Source organism: Streptomyces sp. NBC_01451 (assembly GCF_036227485.1).
Classification (GTDB): domain Bacteria; phylum Actinomycetota; class Actinomycetes; order Streptomycetales; family Streptomycetaceae; genus Streptomyces.
This window is the reverse complement of sequence record NZ_CP109479.1, coordinates 7,259,740-7,284,389: the sequence shown is the minus strand read 5'-3', so window position 1 is coordinate 7,284,389 and position 24,650 is coordinate 7,259,740. Positions and strand designations below refer to the sequence as shown.

The window sequence follows — 24,650 nt, the reverse complement described above, 5'->3', positions numbered from 1 at the left end:
GTACGGCGAAGGACCCCGTCCGATGTACGGACGGGGCCCTTCTGCCGTTCCAACCGTGTGTGGCGAAGCGGGGTGATCAGTGGTGGCCGTGGCCGCTCGTGATCTCCTTGTACTCCTCGGTCGTCGGCTTGGCGATCTGGCTGTCCTCGCCGTAGTACGACTTGCTGAGCTTGGCGCGCAGCTTCTCCGTGCCCTTGACCTTGCGCTCGACACCGTTCTCGTCGACCGTCGCGCCGATCATGGCCGGCTCGTACTGCTCGTGCGCGGTGAGCGTGTGCAGGGCCTCCTGGCTGAGCGGCTCGTGCACCTCGATGAACTCACCGTGCGGCAGGCGCTTGATGATGCCCGACTCGCGGCCGTGCAGCACCTTGTCCTTGTCGCGGCGCTGGAGGCCGAGGCAGATCCGCTTGGTGACGATGAACGCGAGGACCGGGGCGACGAAGAACGCGACCCGCACGAACCAGGTGATCGCGTTGATCGACAGGTGGAAGTGCGTGGCCCAGAGGTCGTTCCCACCACCGATCAGCAGCACCATGTACCAGGTGATCCACGCGACGCCGAAGGCCGTGCGCGTCGGCGCGTTGCGCGGGCGGTCCAGGATGTGGTGCTCGCGCTTGTCGCCGGTGACCCAGGACTCGACGAACGGGTAGACCGCGATCGCGACCAGGACCAGCGGGAAGATGATCAGCGGGATGAACACACCCAGGACGAGCGTGTGACCCCAGAAGTTGATCTCCCAGCCCGGCATGACTCGGATCAGACCCTCGGAGAAGCCCATGTACCAGTCGGGCTGGGCGCCGGTCGACACCTGGTCCGGACGGTAGGGGCCCATGGCCCAGATCGGGTTGATCGAGGCGATGGCCGCGATGACCGCGATGACACCGAAGACCAGGAAGAAGAAGCCTCCGGCCTTGGCCATGTAGACCGGCAGCAGCGGCATGCCGACGACGTTGTTGTTCGTCTTGCCGGGGCCCGCGAACTGCGTGTGCTTGTGGTAGAAGACCAGGATCAGGTGCGCCACCATCAGGCCGAGCATGATGCCCGGCAGCAGCAGTACGTGGATCGAGTAGAACCGGGCCACGAAGTCGCCGCCGGGGAACTCGCCGCCGAACAGGAAGAACGACAGGTACGTGCCCACGACCGGCACGGACAGGACCGCGCCCTCCATGAAGCGCACACCGGTGCCGGAGAGCAGGTCGTCAGGGAGCGAGTAGCCGGTGAACCCGGTGAACATGCCCAGGACGAACAGCAGGAACCCGAACAGCCAGTTGACCTCGCGGGGCTTGCGGAACGCACCCGTGAAGAACACGCGCATCATGTGCACGAACATGCCGGCGAGGAAGATCAGCGCCGCCCAGTGGTGGATCTGCCGGATCAGCAGACCACCGCGCACATCGAAGGAGATGTGCATGGTCGAGTTGAACGCCTCGGACATCAGCTGGCCCTGCAGCGGGATGTAGCTGCCGTGGTACTCCACCTCGTTCATCGACGGGTGGAAGAACAGCGTCAGATACACACCCGTGAGGATGATGATGATGAAGCTGTACATGCAGACTTCGCCGAGCATGAACGACCAGTGGTCGGGGAAGATCTTGCGCATGTTGGCCTTGGCCAGGGAGTAGATCCCCAGCCTGCCGTCGGCCCAGTCGGCGACCCGCTCACCGGCGGGCGCCTTCTCGCGCGACGAACGCGCGTCCGTGTTTGCCGTAGTACTCATCCGCGCTCCCAGAAGGCAGGACCGACGGGCTCGGAGAAGTCGCCGAGCGCCTCAAGGTAGCCCTCGTCGTTCACGCCGATGCGCAGCTGCGGCAGGGCGTGACCGGCGGGGCCGAAGATCACCCGGGCGCCGTCGGAGAGGTCGAAGGTGGACTGGTGGCAGGGGCAGAGCACGTGGTGCGTCTGCTGCTCGTACAGGGAGATCGGGCAACCGACGTGGGTGCAGATCTTCGAGTACGCCACGATTCCCTCGTGGGACCACTCGAGCTCGCGCTTGTCCTTGATGTTGTCCGGCTGGATGCGGACGATCATCAGGGCGGCCTTGGCGATCTCGGTCTGGAACTCGTGGTCGTCCTCCTCCAGGCCCTCGGGCTTGGCGAAGGTGAGCGACCCGACCGCGACGTCCGAGGGGCGCAGCGGCTCGTTCGTGTTCATGTTGACGAGCAGCTTGCCCTTGGACCACAGGGTGTGGCGCAGCTTCGTGCCGGGCAGCGTGCCGAGGTCGCGCAGCAGCATGACGCCGGAGAGCGGGAACAGGGCCAGCGCGCCGAACATCGTGTTGCGGACCAGCTTGCGCCGGCCGATCGCGGACTCCTTGGCGCCCTGCTTGAAGTCGGCCAGGACCTTCGCCTTGACCTCGGGCGGCGCGGAGATCGCGTGCCGCTCGTCGACGAGCTCCTCGTCGGACATCAGGGTGCGGGCCCAGTGGACCGCGCCCGCGCCGATCGCGAAGAGCGCCACCCCGAGGGACAGGCCCAGCGCGAAGTTCAGCGCGTTGATGTGCCCGATCGGGAAGACGAAGATCGCCTTGTCGTGCGGGATCGCCACGTACGAGGCGATGAAGGCGACGGTGGCCAGCATCGACAGCGTGAACAGGAAGGCGACCGCACGCTCGGACCGCTTGGCGGCCCGCTCGTCGATGTCCTGGACACGGTGTTCGTGGGGCGGCAGCCCCGGGTCCGCGAACGGGTTCTGCTCGTCCGCGACGCCCACGGCACCGTGCTCTGTCTCCTGCGCAGCGGGCAGGTTCTCTTCTGGAATGTCTTGGCTACTCATGACTTCTTGGCCTTTGCGGTCCGAGCGGCGACCCAAACGGCGACCGCGATGAGCGCTCCGAGGCCGAAGATCCAGGCGAACAGGCCTTCGCTGACCGGTCCGAGACCGCCCAGGCCGAGGCCGCCGGGCTCCACGGTGTCCTCGCCGTTGACCGCGTCGAGGTACGCGATGATGTCCTTCTTGTTCTTCTCCGACAGCGTCGTGTCGGGGAAGGACGGCATGTTCTGCGGGCCGGTCTGCATGGCCTCGTAGATGTGCTTCGGGTCGACACCCTCAAGGCTCGGGGCGAACTTGCCGTGCGTGAGCGCACCGCCCTTGCCGGTGAAGTTGTGGCACTGCGCGCAGTTCGTGCGGAAGAGCTCGCCGCCCTTGGCGATGTCCGCGCCGTCGGGGCCGTACTGCTCCTCGGTCGGCACGGACGGACCGGTGCCCAGCGACGCGATGTACGTCGCGAGCTGGTCGATCTGGGCCTGCGAGTAGATGTTCTTCTTCTTCGGGATCTGCGCGCCCTGCGAGGTCGCGGCCGGCATGCGGCCGGTCGCCACCTGGAAGTCGACCGCGGCGGCGCCGACGCCCACGAGGCTCGGACCGTCGGAGGACCCCTGACCGCCGGTGCCGTGGCAGCTGGCGCAGCCCACGGAGTACAGCCTCTGCCCCTCCGTGATGGTGAGGGACTGGGCGGTTTCATCGGCCTTCGCCTGGCCCGTAGGCGCGACAGCGGAGTACAGCCCCCCGATGGCCGCCAGCGCGATGAGTAGGACGACGACCGCCGCCATCGGATGGCGTCGTCGTGCGGAGAGCTTTTTCACGGATTACCCCGGTGTCAGGATCTTCAGCGTCGAGTCTTCTGGAGGTGTCGGGCGGGCCCGATGTGAGGATCGGGCGGGCCCGGCTACTTGATCATGTAGATCGTGGCGAAGAGCCCGATCCAGACGACGTCGACGAAGTGCCAGTAGTAGGACACGACGATCGCGGCGGTCGCCTGCTCATGGGTGAACCTTCGCGCCGCGTACGTCCTGCCGAGGACGAACAGGAACGCGATGAGACCGCCCGTCACGTGCATGCCGTGGAAGCCGGTGGTCAGGTAGAACACCGAGCCGTACGGGTCGGAGGAGAGCGAGAGCCCGTCCTTCTTGACCAGCTCGGTGTACTCGAAGACCTGACCGCCGATGAAGATCGCACCCATCACGAAGGTGACGATGAACCACATCCGGAGCTTCTTCACGTCACCGCGCTCGGCGGCGAACACGCCGAGCTGGCAGGTGAGGGAGGAAAGCACCAGGATCGTGGTGTTGGCCGCGGAGAACGGGAAGTTGAGGCTTGACGCCATCTCCTTCCAGTGATCCGGACCGGTCACCGATCGCAGGGTGAAGTACATCGCGAAGAGGGCCGCGAAGAACATCAGCTCGGAACTCAGCCAGATGATGGTTCCGACGCTGGTGAGGTTCGGCCGGTTGACCGACGGGTGCGCGTGCCCGGTTTCTACTGTCGTTGCTGTCGCCACGACCGACATTATGTCGGTCGCTTATCCCGCCCTCACGCCGGGGGGTGCCGTTCGGGGTGTCTGTGGGGTGTGTCCAGCCCGTATGGCCCATCGGACGGCTGTCCCGGCGGGGTCCGGAAGGGGTTCCGAGGGAGTAGCATCCGGCCCAACGGACCTCGTCCGTCTGTCCGTACGACGCTGATGTCTCGGAGGGAACAATGCAGCCGACCGCCACGGTGCTGGTCTACAGCGATGACTCCAACACCCGCGAGCAGGTGCGGTTGGCGACGGGGCGGCGCCCCGCTCCCGACGTTCCCGTCGTCGAGTTCCTCGAGTGTGCGACGCCCGCCGCTGTCCTGAAGGAGCTGGACAAGGGCGGGATCGACGTCTGTGTGCTCGACGGGGAGGCCGTGCCCATGGGGGGCATGGGGATCTGCCGGCAGATCAAGGACGAGATCTTCGAGTGCCCGCCGGTGCTGCTGCTGATCGGGCGGCCGCAGGACGCGTGGCTGGCGACGTGGAGCCGGGCCGAGGCAGCGGTCACCCTGCCGGTGGATCCGGTGGAGTTCGCGTCCGCGTTGGCTTCTTTGCTGCGGTCGAAGAAGGCCTTGAGCGCCTGAGAGCTCGGTTCGACCGGTCTGTTCGGCGGGTGCGGGTTCGCTGTGGCTTGTCGCGCCCCGCGGCGGAGCCGCAAATGTCACAGCCCCGCGCCCCTGGGTGGGACCCGCGCCCCTCGTCAGATGCTCTGCGGGGTCAGGCGTACCTGGTTGGCTGGATTTGAGCCCTCTGGAGAAGTGGTCGCGAGGGCGCTTCCGCCCTGCCACTTCTTCCAGTTCAGGTTCCAGTCGCCGAAGCCGTTGCCGAAGGTCTCCATGGTGTCGCCGTAGGAGTTGACGACCTTGACGACGTCGCCTTCCCGGACGTTGTCGAAGAACCACTCGGCGTTTCCGGTGCTCATTCCGGTGCAGCCGTGGCTGACGTTGGCGGAGCCCTGGGAGCCCACGGACCAGGGTGCCGCGTGGACGTACTCGCCGCTCCAGGTCACCCGGGTGGCGTAGTAGACCGGCAGGTCGTACGAGTCGGCACTGCCCTCGGCTATCCCGATGCTGGTGCCGCGCATACGTACGAAGTACTCCTTGCCGAGTACGACCTTGACGCCGTTGCGGGTCTCGAAGCCGGGCTTCCCCGTGGTGACGGGGATGGTGTTGATCACCTTGTCGTTCTTGTAGACGGTCATCTCGTGGGACGACGCGTCCGTGACGGCTATGACCCGGTCGCCGGTGCTGAACGTCAGGGGCTTGGCCTTGCCGCCCCAGAGTCGGTCGGAGACCTTGATGCCGGGCAGGTTGCTGCGGACCTGGACGGTGGCCTTGGCGGGCCAGTACTCCTTGGGCCGGTAGTGGAGTTCCTTGTCGTCCACCCAGTGCCACGCGCCCTCGGTGGTGGGGATCGAGTCCACCTTGAGGGCGCGCTCGACTATCGCGCGCTGCGCCTTCCCCCGTACGGGTTCGCTGAGTTCGGCCGTCACCGGCTGGCCCACGCCGTACGTGCCCGCCTTCGGGCCGAAGGTGACGTCGAGGCGCTTCTTGGTGGTCGGCCTGCTGGTGTCGAAGGTGCGGGTCTCGCGGCCGGGGGCGCCGTCCTCGTCCTCCGTGCTCACCCGGACCGTGTAGCGGGCGCCCGCGGCCAGGGGGGAGGTGCTGCGCCAGCGGCTGCCGTCCGCGGAGAGCTCGCCGGCCACGTAGCGCCCGCTCTCGTCGACGGCGGTGACGTCCGTGATGCGGTCGTCGGAGTCGTCGGAGGTGACCTCCAGGGGCTTGTCCGGGTCGGCCTTCCCGCCCTCGCCGACGGAGCCGCCGAAGGAGATCCGCTCAGCCGCGTCGTACGGCTTCGCCGAAAGGGGATGGCCGTCGGAGCCGCAGGCGGTGGCGGACGCGCCCAGGGCGGCCACCAGGAGGGTGCAGCTGACGACCGTACGGTTACGCGGTGAGTGCCTCATGCCCTCACGCTAAGAACGTGCGGCGGCCTCGGCGCGGCGGGTGATCCGTGCGAGGGAACGAGGGTGTGGCAAAAGAGGGAGCCCGGACTCTCCTGACGGAGTGTCCGGGCTCCCCTGAGCACTGGGCGTGTTACTGGGTGCGGTTCTCACCGCGGTAGTACTCGAAGACCCAGCCCCACAGGCCGATCAGGAGGATCGGGGCCGCGAAGTACGCCAGCCACCAGCCGATCGCGACGCTCAGGAACAGGAGCGCGCCGCCGATGCCCAGCGAGAGCGGCTGCCAGCTGTGCGGGCTGAAGAACCCGACCTCGCCGGCGTCGTCCGCGACATCCGCTTCCTTGTTGTCCTGGGCGCCCACGTCGACCCGCCGGGCCGTGAAGGCCAGGTAGTAGCCGACCATGATGCACAGGCCGAAGGCCAGGAAGAGCGCCGTGGTGCCCGCCGGCTCCTTCGACCACACGCCGTAGACGATCGCCATGGCGAGGACGAAGACGGCGAGCCAGATGAACATCTTGCCCTGGACCTTCACTTGCCCGCCTCCTTGCTGCCCGCGAGAGCCTTCTCGCCGTGCCCGGCGTTCTCCAGCTGGTCGAGCGCTGCGATCTCGGGGTGGTGCAGGTCGAAGGCCGGGGATTCACTGCGGATCCGCGGCAGGGTGAGGAAGTTGTGCCGCGGGGGCGGGCACGAGGTGGCCCACTCCAGCGAACGGCCGTAGCCCCAGGGGTCGTCGACCTCGACCTTCTTGCCGTACTTCGCGGTCTTCCACACGTTGTAGAGGAACGGGAGCACGGACAGACCGAGCAGGAACGAGCTGATCGTCGAGATCGTGTTCAGCGCGGTGAAGCCGTCCGCCGCGAGGTAGTCCGCGTACCGGCGCGGCATGCCCTCGGCGCCCAGCCAGTGCTGGACGAGGAAGGTGCCGTGGAAGCCGATGAACAGGGTCCAGAACGTGATCTTGCCGAGGCGTTCGTCGAGCATCTTGCCGGTCATCTTCGGCCACCAGAAGTGGAAGCCGGAGAACATCGCGAACACGACCGTGCCGAACACCACGTAGTGGAAGTGCGCCACCACGAAGTAGGAGTCCGAGACGTGGAAGTCCATCGGCGGCGACGCCAGGATGACACCGGTCAGACCACCGAAGGTGAAGGTGATGAGGAAGCCGGTGGCCCAGAGCATCGGGGTCTCGAACGACAGGGACCCCTTCCACATGGTTCCGATCCAGTTGAAGAACTTCACGCCCGTCGGTACGGCGATGAGGAACGTCATGAAGGAGAAGAACGGGAGGAGGACTCCGCCGGTGACGTACATGTGGTGGGCCCACACCGTCACGGAGAGGCCGGCGATGGCGATGGTCGCGCCGATCAGGCCCATGTAGCCGAACATCGGCTTGCGGGAGAAGACCGGGATGACCTCGCTGATGATGCCGAAGAACGGCAGCGCGATGATGTACACCTCCGGATGCCCGAAGAACCAGAACAGGTGCTGCCACAGCAGGGCACCACCGTTGGCGGCATCGAAGATGTGTGCGCCGAATTTCCGATCCGCCTCCAGCGCGAAGAGCGCGGCGGCGAGAACGGGGAAGGCCAGCAGGACGAGGACCGCGGTCAGCAGCACGTTCCACACGAAGATCGGCATGCGGAACATGGTCATGCCGGGTGCGCGCATGCAGATGATGGTGGTGATGAAGTTGACCGCGCCGAGGATGGTGCCGAAGCCGGAGAAGGCCAGGCCCATGATCCACAGGTCGGCGCCGATGCCCGGGGAGCGGACGGCGTCGGACAGCGGGGAGTAGGCGAACCAGCCGAAGTCGGCAGCACCGCTGGGGGTGAGGAAGCCGCCGACCGCGATCGTCGAGCCGAACAGGTACAGCCAGTAGGCGAACATGTTCAGCCGCGGGAACGCGACGTCGGGGGCGCCGATCTGCAGCGGCATGATCCAGTTGGTGAAGCCGGCGAACAGCGGCGTCGCGAACATCAGCAGCATGATCGTGCCGTGCATCGTGAACGCCTGGTTGAACTGCTCGTTCGACATGATCTGAAGGCCCGGCCGGGCCAGCTCGGCGCGCATGAAGAGCGCCATCACGCCACCGATGCAGAAGAACGCGAACGACGTCACCAGATACAGCGTGCCGATCGTCTTGTGGTCCGTGGTGGTGAGCCACTTGATGACCACGTTGCCGGGCTGCTTGCGCCGTACCGGCAGCTCGTTCTCGTACGAGTCCTCAGCTGCGGCGGCACCCTGGGGTTCGTTGAGGATGCTCACAGGTTTGTCGTCTCCCGGTTCTTCTCGTGGCTCGTCTGCGCGATGCCGGCGGGAATGTAACCGGTCTGCCCCTTCTTCGCGAGGTCCTTGAGGTGCTGCTCGTAGCGCTCGGGGGAGACGACCTTCACGTTGAACAGCATCCGGGAGTGGTCGACGCCGCAAAGCTCCGCACACTTGCCGAGGAAGGTGCCCTCCTTGTTGGGGGTCACCTGGAAGGCGTTGGTGTGGCCCGGGATGACGTCCTGCTTCATCAGGAACGGCACCACCCAGAAGGAGTGGATGACGTCACGCGAGGTGAGGACGAAGCGGACCGTCTTGCCCTTGGGCAGCCAGAGGGTCGGGCCGGGGTTGCCGGTCTGCGGGTTCTTCACACCGGGAGTGCCGACGTCGTAGACACCGCCGGCGTTGGCCGGGAAGTCCTTCTTGAACCGGTCCGGAATGGCGGCCAGGTTCTCGTCGGTGTTCGCGTCGCCGGTGGAACCCTCGACGTTCTCGATGTAGTTGAAGCCCCAGCTCCACTGGAAGCCCACGACGTTGACCGTCAGGTCGGGCTTCTTGGAGGTGTCGAGGAGCTTCGACTCGTCACGTGCCGTGAAGTAGAAGAGCACCGAGACGATGATCAGCGGAACCACGGTGTACAGCGCCTCGATGGGCATGTTGTACCGGGTCTGCGGAGGTACTTCGACCTTGGTGCGGCTGCGCCGGTGGAACATGGCGCTCCACAGGATCAGGCCCCAGACCAGCACGCCGGTGGCGAGCGCGGCTGCCCAGGATCCCTGCCACAGCGAGAGGATCCGGGGAGCCTCTTCCGTGGTGGGGGTGGGCATACCAAGGCGGGGGAAGTCCTTGTATGTGCAACCGGTCGCGGTCGCCAGGACCAGGCCCGCAGTCAATGCCTGCAGCAGCTTCCGCCGCAACGGGCGCCGCGGCGTGGGGGTACCGCCCGCGCCCCCCAGGGCGTGGGGGAGGTCGGAGCCGTTGGGACTCACGTAGCGCCTTCCCGAGAGTCTCGCCCGCGCGGATCGGCTGCGGCCTGCCTTCTCGGGGTCGGTCGCCGCCCTGCGTCGGGCAGGGGTTTGGATGTTTATGCGGACCAAACCCTACTGGACGCAATTTGGGGTCGCGCGGGGAGGGTCCCCAACGCGCCGGGGGTCACCCCGAAGGGGTCTGATGGGGAGTCGGGCGCCTGCTGGGGTGGGGGGTTCTGTCGGTTGGCGGGTGCGGGTGCGCTGTGGTTGATCGCGCAGTTCCCCGTGCCCCTCGGGTGGGACCTCGTACCCCTTGTCGAGGACTTAGCGTTGGGGTGTGTCCTACTTCGATGCCGCGTCCTCCGCTCCCCTTCATCCCGTTGCCCGGCAGGCCCTGTTGGCGTCCCTCGACGAGGGGTGGGCGGATCCCGCGCGTCTGTACAGGGAGGGGCGGCGGGCCCGGATGCTGCTGGACGCCGCCCGGGAGGCCGCCGCCGAGGCCGTGGGGTGCCGTCCTGATGAGCTGACCTTCACCTCATCCGGTACGCGGGCCGTGCACACGGGTATCGCGGGCGCTCTCGCGGGCCGGCGTCGCGTCGGACGTCACCTGATCGTGTCCGCGGTCGAACACTCTTCGGTGCTCCATTCGGCGGAGGACTGGGAGGCGGCGGGCGGCGAGGTGACGACGGTCGCGGTGGACCGCCACGGTGCCGTGGCCGTCGAGGCGTACGAGGCCGCCGTACGGGCCGACACGGCGCTGGCGTGTCTCCAGTCGGCCAACCACGAGGTGGGGACCGAGCAGCCGGTGGCGGAGGTGGCCGAGGCGTGCCGGGCGGCCGGGGTGCCGCTGCTGGTGGACGCGGCGCAGTCGCTGGGGTGGGCGGCGGTCGCGGGGCCCTGGTCCTTGCTGGCGGCGAGTGCCCACAAGTGGGGTGGGCCTTCGGGGGTCGGCCTGCTTGCCGTGCGCAAGGGGGTGCGGTTCGCGGTCCAAGGGCCCGTGGACGAGCGGGAGTCGGGGCGGTCGGCCGGGTTCGAGAACCTTCCGGCGATCGTCGCGGCGGCGGCCTCGTTGCGCGCGGTACGGGCCGAGGCGGCCCAGGAGGCGGTGCGGCTGCGGGAGCTGACGGAGCGGATCCGGGCGCGGGTGCCGCAGCTGGTGACGGACGTGGAGGTGGTCGGCGATCCGGTCCGGCGGCTGCCCGGCGTCGTCACCTTCTCGTGTCTCTACGCCGACGGGGAGACACTGCTGCACGAGCTGGACCGCGCCGGTTTCTCCGTCTCCTCCGGCTCGTCCTGTACGAGCAGCACGTTGACGCCGAGCCATGTGCTTCGGGCGATGGGCGTCCTGAGTGAGGGAAACGTACGGGTGTCGTTGCCGGCCGGGACCCCGGCCGAGGAGGTCGACCGGTTCCTGTCCGTCCTGCCGGGCGCGGTGACGGCCGTACGGGAGAAGCTGGGCGCGCCGCTTCCGGTGACGCTCCGGGAGAAGGACGCGCTCGTCGTGAACGCGCTCGGCAAGCGGTGCCCGATCCCGGTGATCGAACTGGCGAAGGTCATCGGCGATGTCCAGGTGGGCGCCACGATCCGTGTCCTCTCGGACGACGAGGCGGCCCGCCTGGACATCCCGGCGTGGTGCGAGATGCGGGACCAGGAGTACGTGGGCGAGGAGCAGGCGGAGAAGGGAACGGCATATCTGGTCCGCCGGTTGAGCTGACCCACCTGCCTCGGGGGCGCGGGGACCCGCGCCCCCGGCCCCCGCGCGCCCGCGGACGACGAATCAGCCCAGATGCCCCTGGACCTCCGCCGCGGCCTCGTCTCCGTACGCCTTGGCGAAGCGCTCCATGAAGTGGGCCCGCCGCAGCTGGTACTCCTGCGTGCCCACCGTCTCGATGACGAGAGTCGCCAGCATGCAGCCGACCTGTGCGGCCCGCTCCAGGGAGACGCCCCACACCAGGCCGGAGAGGAAGCCCGCGCGGAACGCGTCGCCGACGCCCGTGGGCTCGACCTTGGCCTCCTCCTCCGGGCAGCCGACCTCGATCGGCTCCTCGCCGACGCGCTCGATGCGTACGCCCTGGGCGCCGAGGGTGGTCACCCGGGTGCCGACCCTGGCGAGGATCTCGGCGTCGGACCAGCCGGTCTTCGACTCGATGAGGCCCTTCTCGTACTCGTTCGAGAAGAGGTAGGCGGCGCCCTCCAGCAGGATCTTGATGTCGTCGCCGTCCATGCGGGCGATCTGCTGGGAGAAGTCGGCGGCGAACGGGATGGACCGGGTGCGGCACTCCTCGGTGTGGCGGAGCATCGCCTCGGGGTCGTCCGCGCCGATCGAGACCAGGTCGAGGCCGCCGACGCGGTCGGCGACGGTCTTCAGCTCGATCAGCCGGGCCTCGCTCATGGCGCCGGTGTAGAAGGAGCCGATCTGGTTGTGGTCGGCGTCGTTGGTGCACACGAAACGCGCGGTGTGCAGCGTCTCGGAGATGTGCACCGACTCGGTGTCCACGCCGTGGCGGTCCAGCCAGGCGCGGTAGTCGTCGAAGTCGGCACCGGCGGCCCCGACCAGGATCGGCCTGGTGCCGAGCTGGCCCATGCCGAAGGCGATGTTCGCGCCCACGCCACCCCGGCGTACGTCGAGGTTGTCGACCAGGAACGAGAGCGAGACCGTGTGCAACTGGTCCGCGACGAGTTGGTCGGCGAAACGGCCGGGGAAGGTCATGAGGTGGTCGGTGGCGATGGAGCCGGTGACTGCGATACGCACGACGGGGACACTCTCCTGCGAGGGGAGGGGGATTGACAGTTCACGCTACCCGGTCGGCCCGTACTCGCTGAAGCGGCAAAACTACCCGATAGTAGATCTTTCTCGCGGGGTATCCGGTGCATACGGTTCCGTTATGACGAACTTCAAGGTCCAACAGGCCCTTCAGGTCCAGCAACTGCACTCGGGACCGGGTGCCGCTCCGTACGACCTCGAAGGGGATCTGGCCTCCCTGCGCGGCGACTGCGCCCGGATGGCGCCGCACTGGGCGGCCCCGGACCGGATCATCGCCCTGCCCGTCTCCCCGTCCCGTATCCACGGGGTGACCGTCCCGCCCGCCTCGGCGCGGCTGGTGGACGCCATGCCGGAGTACGGCGACTAGGGTCCGGCCAGGACGGGTCGCGGCCGACGGCACCCCGTCGACCAGCGCTCGACGGGAACCGTGCGCTCCCCCGCTGCGTCCCATCGCTGTCCCCCGTAAAGAGGACGCGGTGTACGACCTGCCGGTGCCTGTCGGTGACAGGGGCGGCCGGCCGGGACAGCCGGGACAGCTGGGAGCCGAAGGAGCGATGCGGTGAACACCGAGCGACCCGATCACGACGACGCCGACGACGCCGAAGGCAAGGCCTCCGGGGCCGAAGCGGACGGCACCACCGAGGCCGCGCCGGCGGAGAGCGACGCGGAGCGCCCGTCCCGGCGCCGGTCCCCGGTGCTCGTCGCCTCGGTCGCCGCCGCGGTCCTGCTCGTCGGGGGTGGTGGGGCTTACCTCACCACCAGCCTGGCCGGCGGCTCGGGCGACGACGACCGTACGGACACGTCCGCGCCGGGCGGCGACGGCACCACTCCCCCGCCGCTGGCCCTCGACGGCTACACCGGGGGCGGTACGGGTGACACGGGCGGTACGAACGGCATCGCGCCCGGTGAACCCGACCCGAACGGGGTGACCTACCGGGCGGACGGCGCACTGCCCGCCGGGCCCGCCTCGGCGCCGGTGTACACGACGGCGAAGAACGGCGAGGGAACGATCACGGCGGCCCAGGTGACCCGGCTGGCCCAGGCGCTCGGCGTCGAGGGCAAGCCGGTGACGGAGGCCGAGAGCTGGCTGGTCGGCACGGCGAAGGACGGGACGGGGCCCTTCCTGCGGGTGACCAGGCAGGCGCCGGGGACCTGGTCCTTCAGCCGCTACCTCGCCGGGGGTTCCGACAACTGCAAGAGCACGACCGTGTGCGCGCAGAACCCCTCCGCCGAGGGGACGACCGTCGATCCGGTGAGCGAGGCGGTGGCGAAGAAGGCCGTGGCGCCGGTTCTGAAGGCGGTCGGCCAGGACGACGCGAAGCTGGACGCGAGCGGGATCATGGGCACCCAGCGGGTGGTGAACGCCGACCCGGTGGTCGGCGGGCTGCCCACCTACGGCTGGACGACCGGCCTCCAGGTCAGCGCACAGGGCGAAGTGGTGGCCGGCAGCGGCCAGTTGTCGACGCCGGTGAAGAGCGACACGTATCCGGTGCTCGGCGCCAGGGCGACGCTGGCCCTGCTCAACGAGCCCGGCGCCGTGGCGACTCCCGGGCACCGCATGGGCATCGGGGGGTGCGCCAGCCCCGTACCGCTGAAGGACCGCCTGGAGGCGCCGTGCGGTACCGCGACGACCAGCCAGAAGGAGACGCTCACCGTCGGCAAGGCGGTGTTCGGGCTCGCCTCGCACTCCGTGGCGGGGCGGCCGGCGCTGGTGCCGTCGTGGCTCTTCGAGGTACGGGCGCAGGGTGCCGCCGAGGGCTTCACGGTGACGTATCCGGCGATCGACCCCCGGTATCTGGCCGGGGCCGGTTCCGGGACGAGCGCGGAGCCGTCACCGACGGCGACGCCGACCGCACCCGGCGACGAGCCGACGTCGGGGACGACGACGCGTGAGATGAGGATCGAGGGCTACACGGTCTCCGCCGACGGCAAGGAGCTGACCGTGGGCTTCTGGGGCGGGGTGTGCAGCAGGTACACGGCGTCGGCGCGGGAGGACGGGAACGACGGTGAGCGGGTGACGGTGACCGCGACCTCGACGACCGAGAAGGGCAAGGTCTGCATCGCGCTCGCCAAGGCGACGTACGAGACGGTGCGGCTGGACGAGCCGCTGGGCGACCGGAAGGTCGTGGGGGCGGACGGACAGGCGATCCCCGAGGGCGACTTCGCCAAGCGGTAGCCCGCGGGCCCGCCGGTACGCGTGAAGGCGGCGCCCCCGTCGGAGGGGGGCGCCGCCTTCACGTATCAGCCTTATGGCCCTGCGGCTCAGCTGAAGGAGTCGCCGCAGGCGCAGGAGCCCGTCGCGTTCGGGTTGTCGATCGTGAAGCCCTGCTTCTCGATGGTGTCGACGAAGTCGATGGAGGCGCCGCCGAGGTAGGGGGCGCTCATACGGTCGGTGACGACCTTGACGCCGTCGAAGTCCTTGAGAACGTCACCGTCGAGGGAACGCTCGTCGAAGAACAGCTGGTAGCGCAGACCCGAGCAACCGCCGGGCTGCACAGCGACACGCAGGGCGAGGTCCTCGCGGCCTTCCTGGTCGAGCAGGGCCTTGACCTTCGCCGCAGCGGCGTCGGACAGGATGATGCCGTCGGTGACGGTGCTGGTCTCGTCCGATACGGACATCTACATCTCTCCCGGGTTGTACGGAGACTTCTGCCGACGAGTGCAACCGGCGGGGCCGCGGATTCATTCCGGGCCGGGAGCCTGCTGTTTCCGTCCGGCAATTTCGCCTGACTTTTCCGTCTGACTTTTCGTTCTCCTCTCCATGCTCGCACACGCGCAGAAGCACGAACAGCGACCTGTGGACGAGCTCCCGTCGGGCTCCGGCCGGACCCCGGGATTCATGTCACATCGACGCTATGAACCTCGTCAAAGTGACGTGAAGGGGTTACGATAGATAACGTCAATTAGACGAAAAGGCTTGAACGGTAGAACAGAAAGGGTGCGTGCCGTGACCACCGCCCAGACCCAGGACCTCGACGTACAGCCGTCGCCCCTCGCCCTGCTGCTCCTCGGCCGCGAGGCCGACCCGCGGAGCGAGCGTGGCGTGGAGTGCCCCGGCGACCTGCCCTCCCCCTCCGACCCGGACCTGGTGGCACGTGCCCGCGCGGCCAAGGAGAAGCTCGGGGAGAAGGTCTTCGTCCTCGGCCACCACTACCAGCGCGACGAGGTGATCCAGTTCGCGGACGTCACGGGTGACTCCTTCAAGCTGGCCCGGGACGCCGCGGCGCGTCCGGAGGCGGAGTACATCGTGTTCTGCGGTGTGCACTTCATGGCGGAGTCCGCGGACATCCTGACCGGCGACGACCAGAAGGTGGTCCTGCCCGACCTGGCCGCCGGCTGCTCGATGGCGGACATGGCGACGGCCGAACAGGTGGCCGAGTGCTGGGACGTCCTGACGGAGGCCGGGGTGGCCGACCAGGTCGTGCCCGTCTCCTACATGAACTCCTCGGCGGACATCAAGGCGTTCACCGGCAAGCACGGCGGCACGATCTGCACGTCGTCCAATGCCGAACGCGCCCTCGAATGGGCCTTCGAGCAGGGTGAGAAGGTCCTGTTCCTGCCGGACCAGCACCTGGGCCGCAACACGGCGGTACGGGACATGGGCATGTCGCTCGACGACTGCGTCCTCTACAACCCGCACAAGCCGAACGGCGGCCTGACGGCGGAGCAGCTGCGCGACGCGAAGATGATCCTGTGGCGCGGCCACTGCTCGGTGCACGGCCGTTTCTCGCTGGACTCGGTGAACGACGTCCGGGCCCGCATCCCCGGCGTCAACGTGCTGGTCCACCCGGAGTGCAAGCACGAGGTGGTGGAGGCGGCGGACCACGTCGGCTCGACCGAGTACATCATCAAGGCCCTGGAGGCGGCCCCGGCCGGCTCCAAGTGGGCCATCGGGACCGAGCTGAATCTGGTACGCCGACTGGCGAACCGTTTCGCGCCCGAGGGCAAGGAGATCGTCTTCCTCGACAAGACGGTCTGCTTCTGCTCGACGATGAACCGCATCGACCTCCCCCACCTGGTGTGGACCCTGGAGTCCCTGGCCGAGGGCAAGCTGGTCAACCAGATCTCGGTGGACCGGGAGACGGAGACGTTCGCGAAGCTGGCGCTCGAACGGATGCTGGCGCTGCCGTAACTGGGCTTTCCCGGCGCCCGCCGGACCGCCCGTTCGCCGTCTGCTGACACGGCTGAGGCCGTCGGACAACCCTTCGGTTGTCCGACGGCCTCAGCCGTATGGGTGACCTACACCCGCGCCGGTTCCTGCTCCGGCGTCGGCTGCTGCTTCGACTCCCGCTTCGCCGCCTTCTTCGCCGTCCGGCGTTCCTTCCGCAGCTCCACCACCGCGTACAGCGTCGGAACGAGCAGCAGGGTCAGGGCGGTTGACGTCACCAGACCACCGATCACGACCACCGCCAGCGGCTGCGCGATGAAGCCGCCCTCGCCCGTCACGCCCAGTGCCATCGGGAGGAGGGCGAAGATGGTCGCCAGGGCCGTCATCAGGATCGGGCGGAGACGGTGACGGCCGCCCTCCACCACCGCTTCCACGACCCCGTACCCCTGGCCGCGGTACTGGTTGATCAGGTCGATCAGGACGATCGCGTTCGTCACCACGATGCCGATCAGCATCAGCATGCCGATCATCGCCGGGACGCCCATCGGGGTGCCCGTGATCACCAGCAGGCCGATCGCGCCCGTTGCCGCGAACGGGATCGACACCAGCAGGATCATCGGCTGGATCAGCGAGCGGAACGTCGCACAGATGAGCGCCCGCCTCTACACCCTGAGCCATGGGACACCCCCGTTTCGTAGCCCCCAGGTCCCGTTCGCTCACCCGGCCCCTACTCCGCCCGCAGTACACGCCGCGGAACTCACTCCACCCTCGGGCGTACCAGTCCCGACTCGTAGGCGATGACGACGAGTTGTGCCCTGTCCCGGGCGCCCAGCTTGGCCATGGCCCGGTTGACGTGGGTCTTCACCGTCAGCGGGCTGACCTCAAGACGCTCCGCTATCTCGTCGTTCGAGTGGCCTCCGGCGACCTGTACGAGTACCTCGCGCTCCCGCCCGGTCAGCGCGTCCAGCCGCTCGGCACGAGCCGGGTCGCGGCTGTCGTCCAGCACGTCGCCCTGCGCGAGGAACTGGGCGATCAGGCCCTTGGTGGCGGCCGGCGACAGCAGCGCCTCGCCCCCGGCGGCGACCCGGATGGCGTTCAGCAGCTCATCGGGCTCGGCCCCCTTGCCGAGGAACCCGGACGCGCCGGCCCGCAGCGACTGCACCACGTACTCGTCGACCTCGAACGTCGTCAGCATCACGACCCGCACATGCGCGAGCCCCGGATCCGCGCTGATCAGCCGGGTCGCGGCCAGCCCGTCGGTACCCGGCATCCGGATGTCCATCAGCACGACGTCGGCGCGCTGCTCCCGCGCCAGCCGCACCGCCTCCGCCCCGTCGGACGCCTCCCCGACCACCTCCATGTCGGCCTCCGAGTCCACGAGCACACGGAAGGCGCTGCGCAGCAGTGCCTGGTCGTCGGCGAGCAGGACACGGATCGTCATGGGCGGTCCTCACAAATCGTCGTGCGCGTCTCATACGGGGGTGGCGGCGCTGTCCGCGGGACGCGGCCTGCTCTTCACCGGCAGGATCGCATGCACCCGGAAGCCGCCTCCGTATCGGGGACCGGCGGTGCAGCCGCCGCCGACCGCGGTGACGCGTTCCCGCATCCCGAGCAGCCCGTGTCCGCCGCCCTCCCCCGGGCCGTCCTGGCCCTGGCCCCGGCCCGGCCCGTTGTCCAGCACGGTGATCTCGATGTTCGACCCCACCCGTACGACGCTGACCTCGGCCTTCGCCTCGGGTCCCGCGTGCTTCTGTACGTTCGTCAGGGCTTCCTGGATCACCCGGTAGGCGGCCAGGTCGATGGCTGCGGGGAGGGTGGTGTCCTGGTCGGCGCGGGCGACCTCGACCTGGAGTCCGGCGCTGTGGAAGGTGCCGACCAGCTCGTCGAGCCGGTGCAGACCCGGCGCGGGCTCGGTGGGCGCCTCCGGGTCCCCTGACTGACGCAGCAGTCCGACGGTCGCGCGCAGCTCGTTCAGCGCCGAGCGGCTGGCCTCCCGTACATGGGCGAGGGCCTCCTTGGCCTGGTCGGGGCGTTTGTCCATGATGTGCGCGGCGACTCCGGCCTGGACGTTGACGAGGGCGATGTGGTGGGCGACCACGTCGTGCAGGTCACGGGCGATGCGCAGTCGTTCCTCGGCCACGCGTCGGCGGGCCTCCTCCTCACGGGTGCGTTCCGCCCGCTCGGCGCGTTCTCGCATGGCGTCGATGAAGGCACGGCGGCTGCGGACGGCGTCCCCCGCGGTCGCGGCCATGCCGGTCCAGGCGAAGATGCCGAGGTTCTCCTGCGCGTACCAGGGCAGGGGGCCGGCCAGCATCGCGGCACCGGTGAGGACGGTCATCGTGAGGAGACCGACGCGCCAGGTGGTGGGGCGGTCGGTGGTCGACGCGACGGTGTAGAGGGCGATCACCGCGGACATCGCGACGGGGGCACGGGGGTCGGCGGTGACCGACTCGACGAGGGAGGCGACTCCGGTGAACGCGAGCACCTTCATGGGCGCGCGGCGGCGCAGCGTGAGGGCGGCGGCGCCGAGCACCATGAGGACGAGGCTGAGCGCGTCGGGGGTGCGGGCGGTCCAGTCGCCGCCGTGCTTCCCGTGCGGTTCGACGAACGAGGTGCCCAGCATGCAGAGGAGGACGGCTGCGGCGAGGGCCACGTCCAGCGCGAGGGGATGCGCCTTCAGATGGCTTCGGGCTCGCTGGAGGGCGGTCACATTGGTCAAAGTAGCTCACCTGGGCGTTACTGGGGGTTGCGCCCCCAGGCCCCCGCTACGGCCCTGAACGGGCCTTGTCCTCAATCGCCGGACGGGCTGAAGTTGCCGTCCGGTGCTGGAATGCGGGACCTCATCCCGGGATCAGGCCGTCGTCGCCCAGCATCTCCCGGACCTCCTCCAGCGTCGCGTCCGGCGACGGGAGAATGAGGTCCGACGGGTCAAGGGACTCGTCCGGCAGGGGCTCGCCGAGATCGCGGACCTTCTCCAGGAGGAGATGAAGGGTGCGGCGGAAGCCGGGGCCGTCGCCGAGCTCCATTTCCGCCAGGAGCACGTCGTCCAGCTTGTTCAGTTCGGTGAGGTGGCTGTCCGCCAGCCTCACCTGGCCCTCCCCCATGATCCGTACGATCATGTCGCCCTCCTCAGGCGTGGCTCACTGCTTGTCGAAACGCGGAGTGTCCTTGGGCTGCTGGGACTGGGACTGCTGCTGGCCGCTGCCGCCCTCGATGGCCTGCTGCCCCGAGGACGAGCCTCCGGCCAGCTCCGCCTTCATGCGCTGCAGTTCCAGCTCCACGTCCGTGCCGCCGGAGAGCCGGTCCAGCTCGGCCTGGATGTCGTCCTTCGCCATGCCGGTGGGGTCGTCGAGGGCGCCCGAGGCGAGCAGCTCGTCGATCGCGCCGGCACGTGCCTGGAGCTGTGCCGTCTTGTCCTCGGCCCGCTGGATCGCCAGGCCCACGTCGCCCATCTCCTCGGAGATGCCGGTGAACGCCTCGCCGATCCGGGTCTGGGCCTGGGCGGCGGTGTACGTCGCCTTGATCGTCTCCTTCTTGGTGCGGAAGGCGTCGACCTTGGCCTGGAGGCGCTGCGCCCCGAGGGTGAGCTTCTCCTCCTCGCCCTGGAGGGTCTGGTGCTGTGTCTCCAGGTCCGTCACCTGCTGCTGGAGGGCGGCGCGGCGCGAGAGCGCCTCGCGGGCCAGGTCCTCGCGGCCCAGCGCGAGCGCCTTGCGGCCCTGGTCCTCCAGCGTGGAGGACTGCTTGTTCAGCTGGGCGAGCTGCAACTCCAGGCGCTTGCGGCTGGTCGCCACGTCGGCGACTCCGCGGCGCACCTTCTGGAGCAGCTCCAGCTGTTTCTGGTACGAGTAGTCGAGGGTTTCGCGCGGGTCCTCGGCCCGGTCAAGGGCCTTGTTCGCCTTCGCGCGGAAGATCATTCCCATACGCTTCATGACACCGCTCATGGGCTTCGCGCGCCCCCTTCTGACGGACTCCAGCTCCAGCACCTGCAACAGGACCAACAGTACGGGCCCTGCCTCCATTACCGCACTGTTCCGGGCCCGATGCGCTCATCCCCAAGGACGACTGCGATCTGTCCCACTCCGGCGTAGGGAGTAGGTGACCCCCTACTGTCTGTCTCCTGAAGACGACCGGTGTTGCCGGATCGTTCCCCACTCGGCTGGGGTCCATGCCCCGAGACCCCTTACCCTTGGGTTTTGTGTTCCGTAGCCGCGCCAAGGAAGAGAAGGCCCCCGCCGACAAGGCGGCCGTGACCGACTCCAAGCAGACCCGTGACCCGCAGGCCCCGAAGGGCAGGCCCACTCCCAAGCGGAGCGAGGCCCAGTCCCAGCGCCGCAGCGTGGCCAGTACGCCCAAGACACGCAAGGAGGGGGTCAAGCGGCAGCGTGACGAGCGCCGTGCCGCGATGGAGCGCCAGCGCCAGGCACTCGCCAGCGGGGACGAGCGTTATCTCCCCGCCCGCGACAAGGGCCCGGTGCGCCGTTTCGCCCGCGACTTCGTGGACTCGCGCTTCTGTGTCGCCGAGTTCTTCCTGCCGATGGCCGTGGTCATCCTCGTACTGAGCATGGTGCGGGTCGGCGCGCTGCAGAGCATCGCGCTGCTGCTGTGGCTCTTCGTGATCGTGCTGATCATCGTCGACTCGGTCTTCATCGCGCTCCGGCTGAAGAAGCAGCTGGCCGCGCGCCATCCGAACGAGCGGACGAAGGGCGCGGTGGCCTACGCGCTGATGCGTTCCCTCCAGATGCGACGCCTCCGGCTGCCGAAGCCGCAGGTCAAGCGCGGAGAGCGGCCCTGAGCACGACGTCGTTCTCCGGGGGCGCGGCGGATGCCTGGCTGGACAAGCTGGGCGGGCTGCGGAATGTCGTACGGCAGGAACTGGTGGCCCGGCAGCTCGACGAGCAGATAGCCGGGCGGTTCCCGGTCGGGCAGCGGCTGCGGGTGCTCGACGTCGGTATGGGCCAGGGCACTCAGGCGCTGCGGCTGGCCCGGGCCGGCCATCAGGTCACCGGTGTCGAGAAGGACCCGAGGATGCTCGGCGCGGCCCGTGAGGCGCTGGCCGCCGAGCCGGAGGGCATCCGTGATCGCGTCCGGCTCCTGGAGAGCGACGGCCGCGACACCGGGGTGCACTTCCTGCCGGGCAGTTTCGACGTCGTGCTCTGTCACGGCGTACTGATGTACGTCGAACTGCCGGACGCCCTGCTGGCGGGGCTGGCCCGGATGCTGGCCCCGGGCGGGCTGCTGTCGCTGCTGGTGCGCAACGGCGACGCGCTGGCGATGCGGGCGGGGCTCGCCGGGGACTGGGCGGGCGCGTTGGGCGCCTTCGACACCGACTCCTACACCAACCGGCTCGGGCTCGATGTGCGTGCCGACCGGCTGTCCACGCTGACGGGGACGCTCGCGGGGATCGGGGCGCCGCTGCACGCGTGGTACGGGGTGCGGGTGTTCACGGACACCGCGGACGACTCCGTCGAGGTTGTCCAGGCCGAGATGGACGCCCTCCTGGCTGTGGAGGAACGGGCCGGGCGGACCGATCCCTATCGGCAAGTGGCTGCTTTGTTGCACCTGTGCGGGGTTCGGGGTTGATGACCCCGGTGCTTCCTCTGCGGGTCCGTCGTGGCTGGTCGCGCCCCGCGGCGGAGCCGCAGATTCGACACAGCCCCGCGCCCCTGAAAGCGCCCCTGAAGGGGCGCTTTCAGGGGCGCCCCTTCAGTACCGCTACGCGTCCTCGGCGTCCTTCAGGCTCATCGGGCCGTAGATCTCCGTGGTGTCCTCGAACAGCCGTACCTGGTCCGCACCGCCTGCGAGAAGTTCTTTCCAGTACTCACCGATCCAGGACTCGGCGTCCCCCTGCGTCGTGAACTCCTCGGGCTCCAGCGCGGGCTGGACCTCCGACCCGTCGGTCTTCTCGAACCGCCACGTCCATGCCGCCATGTACGCCTCCAAGATATGAACCGCTGCAGACCAGGAGCCGGATCTTGATCCGGCTCCTGCCCCCGAGCCTAGCCGGACGCGCAAGACCTGCGGGGACACGCGAAAATCAGCTTCGTGGAACTCACTCTGCTCGGTACCGGTGCCCCCGCGGGTCTGCCCCGCCCCGACTGTGCGTGCGCGGCCTGCACCGGCGCGCTCGGTGTGCACGCGCGGGCGGCCACCGCGCTGCTCGTGGACGGCACGCTGCTGCTCGACCTCACCCCCGGCGCCGTACTCGCGGCGGCGCGCGCCGGGCACTCGCTGGGCGGTGTACGGCAGGTGCTGCTGTCGCATCCGCACGACGGACCCGCCGTCGAGGTGCCGGCGGGGCTTCCGCAGCCCGGACGGGTGCCGGACGGGCGGGAGTTGGCGCTGCTGACCGGGCACCGGGTGCGCGCGGTCCCGATGGACGCGCCGGGTACGGGGTACGCGGTGACCGGTCCCGACGGGCAGCGCCTGCTGTACCTGCCGCCGGGCGCGGCTCCGGCCGGGCTCGACGGGAACGGTCCCTCGTACGACATGGTCCTCGCGGACGTCGTCGGGCGGCCGGAGGCCCTGGCCCGGCTGCGGGCGGTGGGCGCGCTCGGGCCGGCCACGGATGTCGTCGCCGTTCATCTGGACCACGACGTGCCGCCGGGTGCCGAGTTGCGGCGCCGGCTCGCGGCGGCGGGCGCGCGGGCGGTGGCGGACGGTACGACGCTGACAGTCGGGGTCTACGAAGACGTACCGGACGTGCCCCGGCGGACCCTGGTGCTGGGCGGGGCCCGGTCGGGGAAGTCGGTGGAGGCGGAGCGGCGGCTGGAGGCGTTCCCGGACGTGCTGTACGTGGCCACGGGCGGGACGCGCAACGGGGACGGGGAGTGGGCGGCGCGGGTGCACGCGCACCGGGAGCGGCGGCCGGGGTCGTGGCGTACCGCCGAGACCTGTGACCTCGTACCGCTGCTGGAGGACGAGGGGTCGCCGCTGCTCGTCGACTGTCTGTCGCTGTGGCTGACGGACGCGATGGACCAGGTGGGGGCGTGGGACGACGCGGAGTGGGCGGGGGGCGGGGAGCGGGAGCTGCGGCGGCGGGTACGGGAGCTGACGGCGGCGGTCCGCTCGACGCGGCGGACCGTCGTGGCCGTGTCGAACGAGGTGGGCTCGGGGATCGTGCCGGCCACCGCTTCGGGACGGCGGTACCGGGACGAGCTCGGGCGGCTGAACTCGTTGTTCGGGGCGGAGTGCGAGCACGTGCTGCTGGTGGTGGCCGGGCAGGCGGTTGTGCTGCGGGGGTGAGCGCCGGTCAGTCGGCGGCGCCCCTTCTCGCGATGATCCGGTACGTGTTCGCGAAGCGGGTGCGGCGCAGGAGTGGGGCCAGGGTGTGGTCCAGGGCCGTGGCCACCGCCGGCAACGGGGTCGCCGCCCGGAGCAGGAGCGTGCGGCGGGCCGGGAGGGCGCGGGTGACGGCCAGGGAGAGGGTGCCTGTCAGGTCGTAGGGGATGTGGGGTTCCCGGCGGTCGGTGGCGACGACCGTGCAGTGCTGGGACTCCAGTTCCGCCACCAGGTTGGCCGGCGGCATCAGGTGGAGGTGGCGGGGCTGGGCGTACCAGGGCCACCACTTGCCCAGCAGGGTGCCGAACGCGCAGTGCGGGTCCGGGACCTCGATCAGGAGGTGGCCGCCGGGGCGCAGGACCCTGAGGGCGGCGCGGAGTTCCGCGCGGGGGTCCGGGGTGTGTTCCAGGTGGTGGAACATGCTGACGACGTCGTAGCGGGCCTGCAGGCGGTTGACGATCTTCTCGTCCGTGAGGCGGCCCCGGTAGGCCTCCTCGATGTGGCCGGAGGCGCGGGCCTTCTGGACGCGGCGGGTGGTGTCCACGCCGTCGAAGGCCGTGTACGGGAAATAGCGCTTCGCCGCGGCCGGGAAGGCTCCCTCGCCCGTCCCCACGTCGAGCCAGCTCTCCGGCTCCGGGAAGGGGAGCATCGCCCGGGCCGCGGCGCGGTGGCGGCGGGGCGCGACCGGGTGGGGGGCCTCTGGCAGGTCCTGGTGGTGGAGGGCGAGGCCCTCGGCGGTGAGGCGCGGGTTCTGGAAGGCGTGGGCGCAGTCGCGGCACTCGTCGACGACGAACGTGCCCGGCCGGCGCCGCCTGAGGTCCGACGTCCGCAGGCGGGTGCGCAACCGCCGGGAACCGCACCAGGGGCAGTCCTCGCGGCGCGGTTCGTGGAACCCGTCGGTCCCGGTCTCCTGCGGGGCGGTCGCCTTGGGGGCGGGGGACATGGGCGGCTCCTGCTGAGGCGGTGCACCGAAGCGGTGCACCGATGCGGTGCGCTGGGGCGCCGTGCGACATTAC

At 69.4% G+C, this 24,650-nt stretch carries 24 protein-coding genes and 1 pseudogene; 8 read left to right on the top strand and 17 right to left on the bottom strand.

Annotated features, from left to right (window positions below; genetic code table 11):
- Positions 1 to 76: 76 nt before the first annotated feature.
- The 4 genes from qcrB to ctaE all read right to left on the bottom strand — a co-directional run bounded on the left by qcrB (position 77) and on the right by ctaE (position 4,285).
- Entirely contained in the window at positions 77 to 1,717 is a 1,641-nt protein-coding gene (qcrB, locus tag OG595_RS32030) for a cytochrome bc1 complex cytochrome b subunit (protein ID WP_329278053.1), read from the bottom strand.
- On the bottom strand, positions 1,714 to 2,772 hold the full coding sequence (gene qcrA / locus OG595_RS32025) for a cytochrome bc1 complex Rieske iron-sulfur subunit (protein WP_329278051.1): 1,059 nt from the start codon (positions 2,770 to 2,772) through the stop codon (positions 1,714 to 1,716). Before qcrA ends, qcrB begins: the two co-directional genes overlap by 4 nt.
- A complete protein-coding gene (qcrC, locus tag OG595_RS32020) occupies positions 2,769 to 3,581 on the bottom strand; it encodes a cytochrome bc1 complex diheme cytochrome c subunit (protein WP_329278049.1) in 813 nt (270 codons plus the stop codon). The genes qcrA and qcrC overlap by 4 nt, the downstream gene beginning before the upstream one ends.
- Before the next feature lie 83 nt (positions 3,582 to 3,664).
- Complete coding sequence (gene ctaE / locus OG595_RS32015) at positions 3,665 to 4,285, bottom strand: aa3-type cytochrome oxidase subunit III (RefSeq protein ID WP_053743868.1); 621 nt, start codon at positions 4,283 to 4,285, stop codon at positions 3,665 to 3,667.
- A 188-nt stretch (positions 4,286 to 4,473) separates the two neighbouring features.
- On the opposite strand from ctaE, the gene OG595_RS32010 reads away from it, so the two are divergent.
- Entirely contained in the window at positions 4,474 to 4,875 is a 402-nt protein-coding gene (locus tag OG595_RS32010; RefSeq protein WP_329278045.1) for a hypothetical protein, read from the top strand.
- Positions 4,876 to 4,991: 116 nt separating this feature from the next.
- Here OG595_RS32010 and OG595_RS32005 read toward each other — a convergent pair whose 3' ends face one another.
- From OG595_RS32005 to ctaC, 4 genes are all read right to left on the bottom strand, one after another.
- Complete coding sequence (locus OG595_RS32005; protein WP_329278043.1) at positions 4,992 to 6,254, bottom strand: L,D-transpeptidase; 1,263 nt, start codon at positions 6,252 to 6,254, stop codon at positions 4,992 to 4,994.
- 130 nt (positions 6,255 to 6,384) lie between these two features.
- Positions 6,385 to 6,783 carry a cytochrome c oxidase subunit 4 gene (locus tag OG595_RS32000; RefSeq protein ID WP_053743865.1) on the bottom strand — a complete coding sequence of 133 codons (399 nt, stop codon included), beginning with the start codon at positions 6,781 to 6,783 and terminating at the stop codon, positions 6,385 to 6,387.
- Positions 6,780 to 8,516: an aa3-type cytochrome oxidase subunit I gene (gene ctaD, locus OG595_RS31995; RefSeq protein WP_329278038.1), complete on the bottom strand. Its 1,737-nt coding sequence runs from the start codon at positions 8,514 to 8,516 to the stop codon at positions 6,780 to 6,782. Before ctaD ends, OG595_RS32000 begins: the two co-directional genes overlap by 4 nt.
- Complete coding sequence (gene ctaC / locus OG595_RS31990) at positions 8,513 to 9,505, bottom strand: aa3-type cytochrome oxidase subunit II (RefSeq protein WP_329278037.1); 993 nt, start codon at positions 9,503 to 9,505, stop codon at positions 8,513 to 8,515. Before ctaC ends, ctaD begins: the two co-directional genes overlap by 4 nt.
- Positions 9,506 to 9,821: 316 nt before the next feature.
- Here ctaC and OG595_RS31985 point away from each other — a divergent pair, with 316 nt between their 5' ends.
- Positions 9,822 to 11,198 carry a cysteine desulfurase/sulfurtransferase TusA family protein gene (locus OG595_RS31985; protein ID WP_329278035.1) on the top strand — a complete coding sequence of 459 codons (1,377 nt, stop codon included), beginning with the start codon at positions 9,822 to 9,824 and terminating at the stop codon, positions 11,196 to 11,198.
- A 63-nt stretch (positions 11,199 to 11,261) separates the two neighbouring features.
- Here OG595_RS31985 and OG595_RS31980 read toward each other — a convergent pair whose 3' ends face one another.
- Entirely contained in the window at positions 11,262 to 12,236 is a 975-nt protein-coding gene (locus tag OG595_RS31980) for a carbohydrate kinase family protein (protein WP_329278033.1), read from the bottom strand.
- Positions 12,237 to 12,369: 133 nt separating this feature from the next.
- On the opposite strand from OG595_RS31980, the gene OG595_RS31975 reads away from it, so the two are divergent.
- Both OG595_RS31975 and OG595_RS31970 read left to right on the top strand, forming a co-directional pair.
- Complete coding sequence (locus OG595_RS31975) at positions 12,370 to 12,615, top strand: hypothetical protein (protein WP_329278031.1); 246 nt, start codon at positions 12,370 to 12,372, stop codon at positions 12,613 to 12,615.
- A 192-nt stretch (positions 12,616 to 12,807) separates the two neighbouring features.
- A complete protein-coding gene (locus OG595_RS31970; RefSeq protein ID WP_329278028.1) occupies positions 12,808 to 14,424 on the top strand; it encodes a hypothetical protein in 1,617 nt (538 codons plus the stop codon).
- 86 nt (positions 14,425 to 14,510) lie between these two features.
- Here the strand turns inward: OG595_RS31970 and OG595_RS31965 are convergent, their stop codons facing one another.
- Positions 14,511 to 14,867 (bottom strand): iron-sulfur cluster assembly accessory protein, encoded by a 357-nt coding sequence (locus OG595_RS31965; RefSeq protein ID WP_006380335.1) that lies wholly within the window; start codon positions 14,865 to 14,867, stop codon positions 14,511 to 14,513.
- Between the two features lie 328 nt (positions 14,868 to 15,195).
- Here OG595_RS31965 and nadA point away from each other — a divergent pair, with 328 nt between their 5' ends.
- Positions 15,196 to 16,380, top strand: a complete 1,185-nt coding sequence (gene nadA, locus OG595_RS31960; RefSeq protein ID WP_329278026.1) for a quinolinate synthase NadA — start codon at positions 15,196 to 15,198, stop codon at positions 16,378 to 16,380.
- 107 nt (positions 16,381 to 16,487) lie between these two features.
- On the opposite strand, the pseudogene OG595_RS31955 reads toward nadA, so the two are convergent.
- The 5 genes and pseudogenes from OG595_RS31955 to OG595_RS31935 all read right to left on the bottom strand — a co-directional run.
- Positions 16,488 to 17,009, bottom strand: a pseudogene (locus OG595_RS31955) (efflux RND transporter permease subunit); the annotation flags it as partial.
- A 104-nt stretch (positions 17,010 to 17,113) separates the two neighbouring features.
- Positions 17,114 to 17,797 carry a response regulator gene (locus tag OG595_RS31950; protein WP_164407799.1) on the bottom strand — a complete coding sequence of 228 codons (684 nt, stop codon included), beginning with the start codon at positions 17,795 to 17,797 and terminating at the stop codon, positions 17,114 to 17,116.
- A gap of 30 nt (positions 17,798 to 17,827) precedes the next feature.
- Positions 17,828 to 19,066 (bottom strand): sensor histidine kinase, encoded by a 1,239-nt coding sequence (locus tag OG595_RS31945; protein WP_329283391.1) that lies wholly within the window; start codon positions 19,064 to 19,066, stop codon positions 17,828 to 17,830.
- 130 nt (positions 19,067 to 19,196) lie between these two features.
- Positions 19,197 to 19,475 carry a PspA-associated protein PspAA gene (pspAA, locus tag OG595_RS31940; RefSeq protein ID WP_329278023.1) on the bottom strand — a complete coding sequence of 93 codons (279 nt, stop codon included), beginning with the start codon at positions 19,473 to 19,475 and terminating at the stop codon, positions 19,197 to 19,199.
- 21 nt (positions 19,476 to 19,496) lie between these two features.
- Complete coding sequence (locus OG595_RS31935) at positions 19,497 to 20,297, bottom strand: PspA/IM30 family protein (RefSeq protein WP_329283389.1); 801 nt, start codon at positions 20,295 to 20,297, stop codon at positions 19,497 to 19,499.
- A 224-nt stretch (positions 20,298 to 20,521) separates the two neighbouring features.
- On the opposite strand from OG595_RS31935, the gene OG595_RS31930 reads away from it, so the two are divergent.
- A complete protein-coding gene (locus OG595_RS31930) occupies positions 20,522 to 21,148 on the top strand; it encodes a DUF3043 domain-containing protein (protein ID WP_329278021.1) in 627 nt (208 codons plus the stop codon).
- Positions 21,149 to 21,231: 83 nt separating this feature from the next.
- Entirely contained in the window at positions 21,232 to 21,936 is a 705-nt protein-coding gene (locus OG595_RS31925) for a class I SAM-dependent methyltransferase (RefSeq protein ID WP_329278019.1), read from the top strand.
- Positions 21,937 to 22,068: 132 nt separating this feature from the next.
- On the opposite strand, the gene OG595_RS31920 is transcribed toward OG595_RS31925, so the two are convergent.
- A complete protein-coding gene (locus OG595_RS31920) occupies positions 22,069 to 22,284 on the bottom strand; it encodes a hypothetical protein (RefSeq protein ID WP_329278017.1) in 216 nt (71 codons plus the stop codon).
- Between the two features lie 114 nt (positions 22,285 to 22,398).
- Between OG595_RS31920 and OG595_RS31915 the strand changes: the two genes are divergently transcribed.
- Positions 22,399 to 23,598, top strand: a complete 1,200-nt coding sequence (locus tag OG595_RS31915) for a bifunctional adenosylcobinamide kinase/adenosylcobinamide-phosphate guanylyltransferase (protein WP_329278015.1) — start codon at positions 22,399 to 22,401, stop codon at positions 23,596 to 23,598.
- Between the two features lie 7 nt (positions 23,599 to 23,605).
- Here OG595_RS31915 and OG595_RS31910 read toward each other — a convergent pair whose 3' ends face one another.
- The gene (locus OG595_RS31910) at positions 23,606 to 24,577 is read right to left on the bottom strand and encodes a class I SAM-dependent methyltransferase (RefSeq protein ID WP_329278013.1); all 972 of its coding nucleotides are present in this window, start codon (positions 24,575 to 24,577) and stop codon (positions 23,606 to 23,608) included.
- Between the last annotated feature and the right edge of the window lie 73 nt (positions 24,578 to 24,650).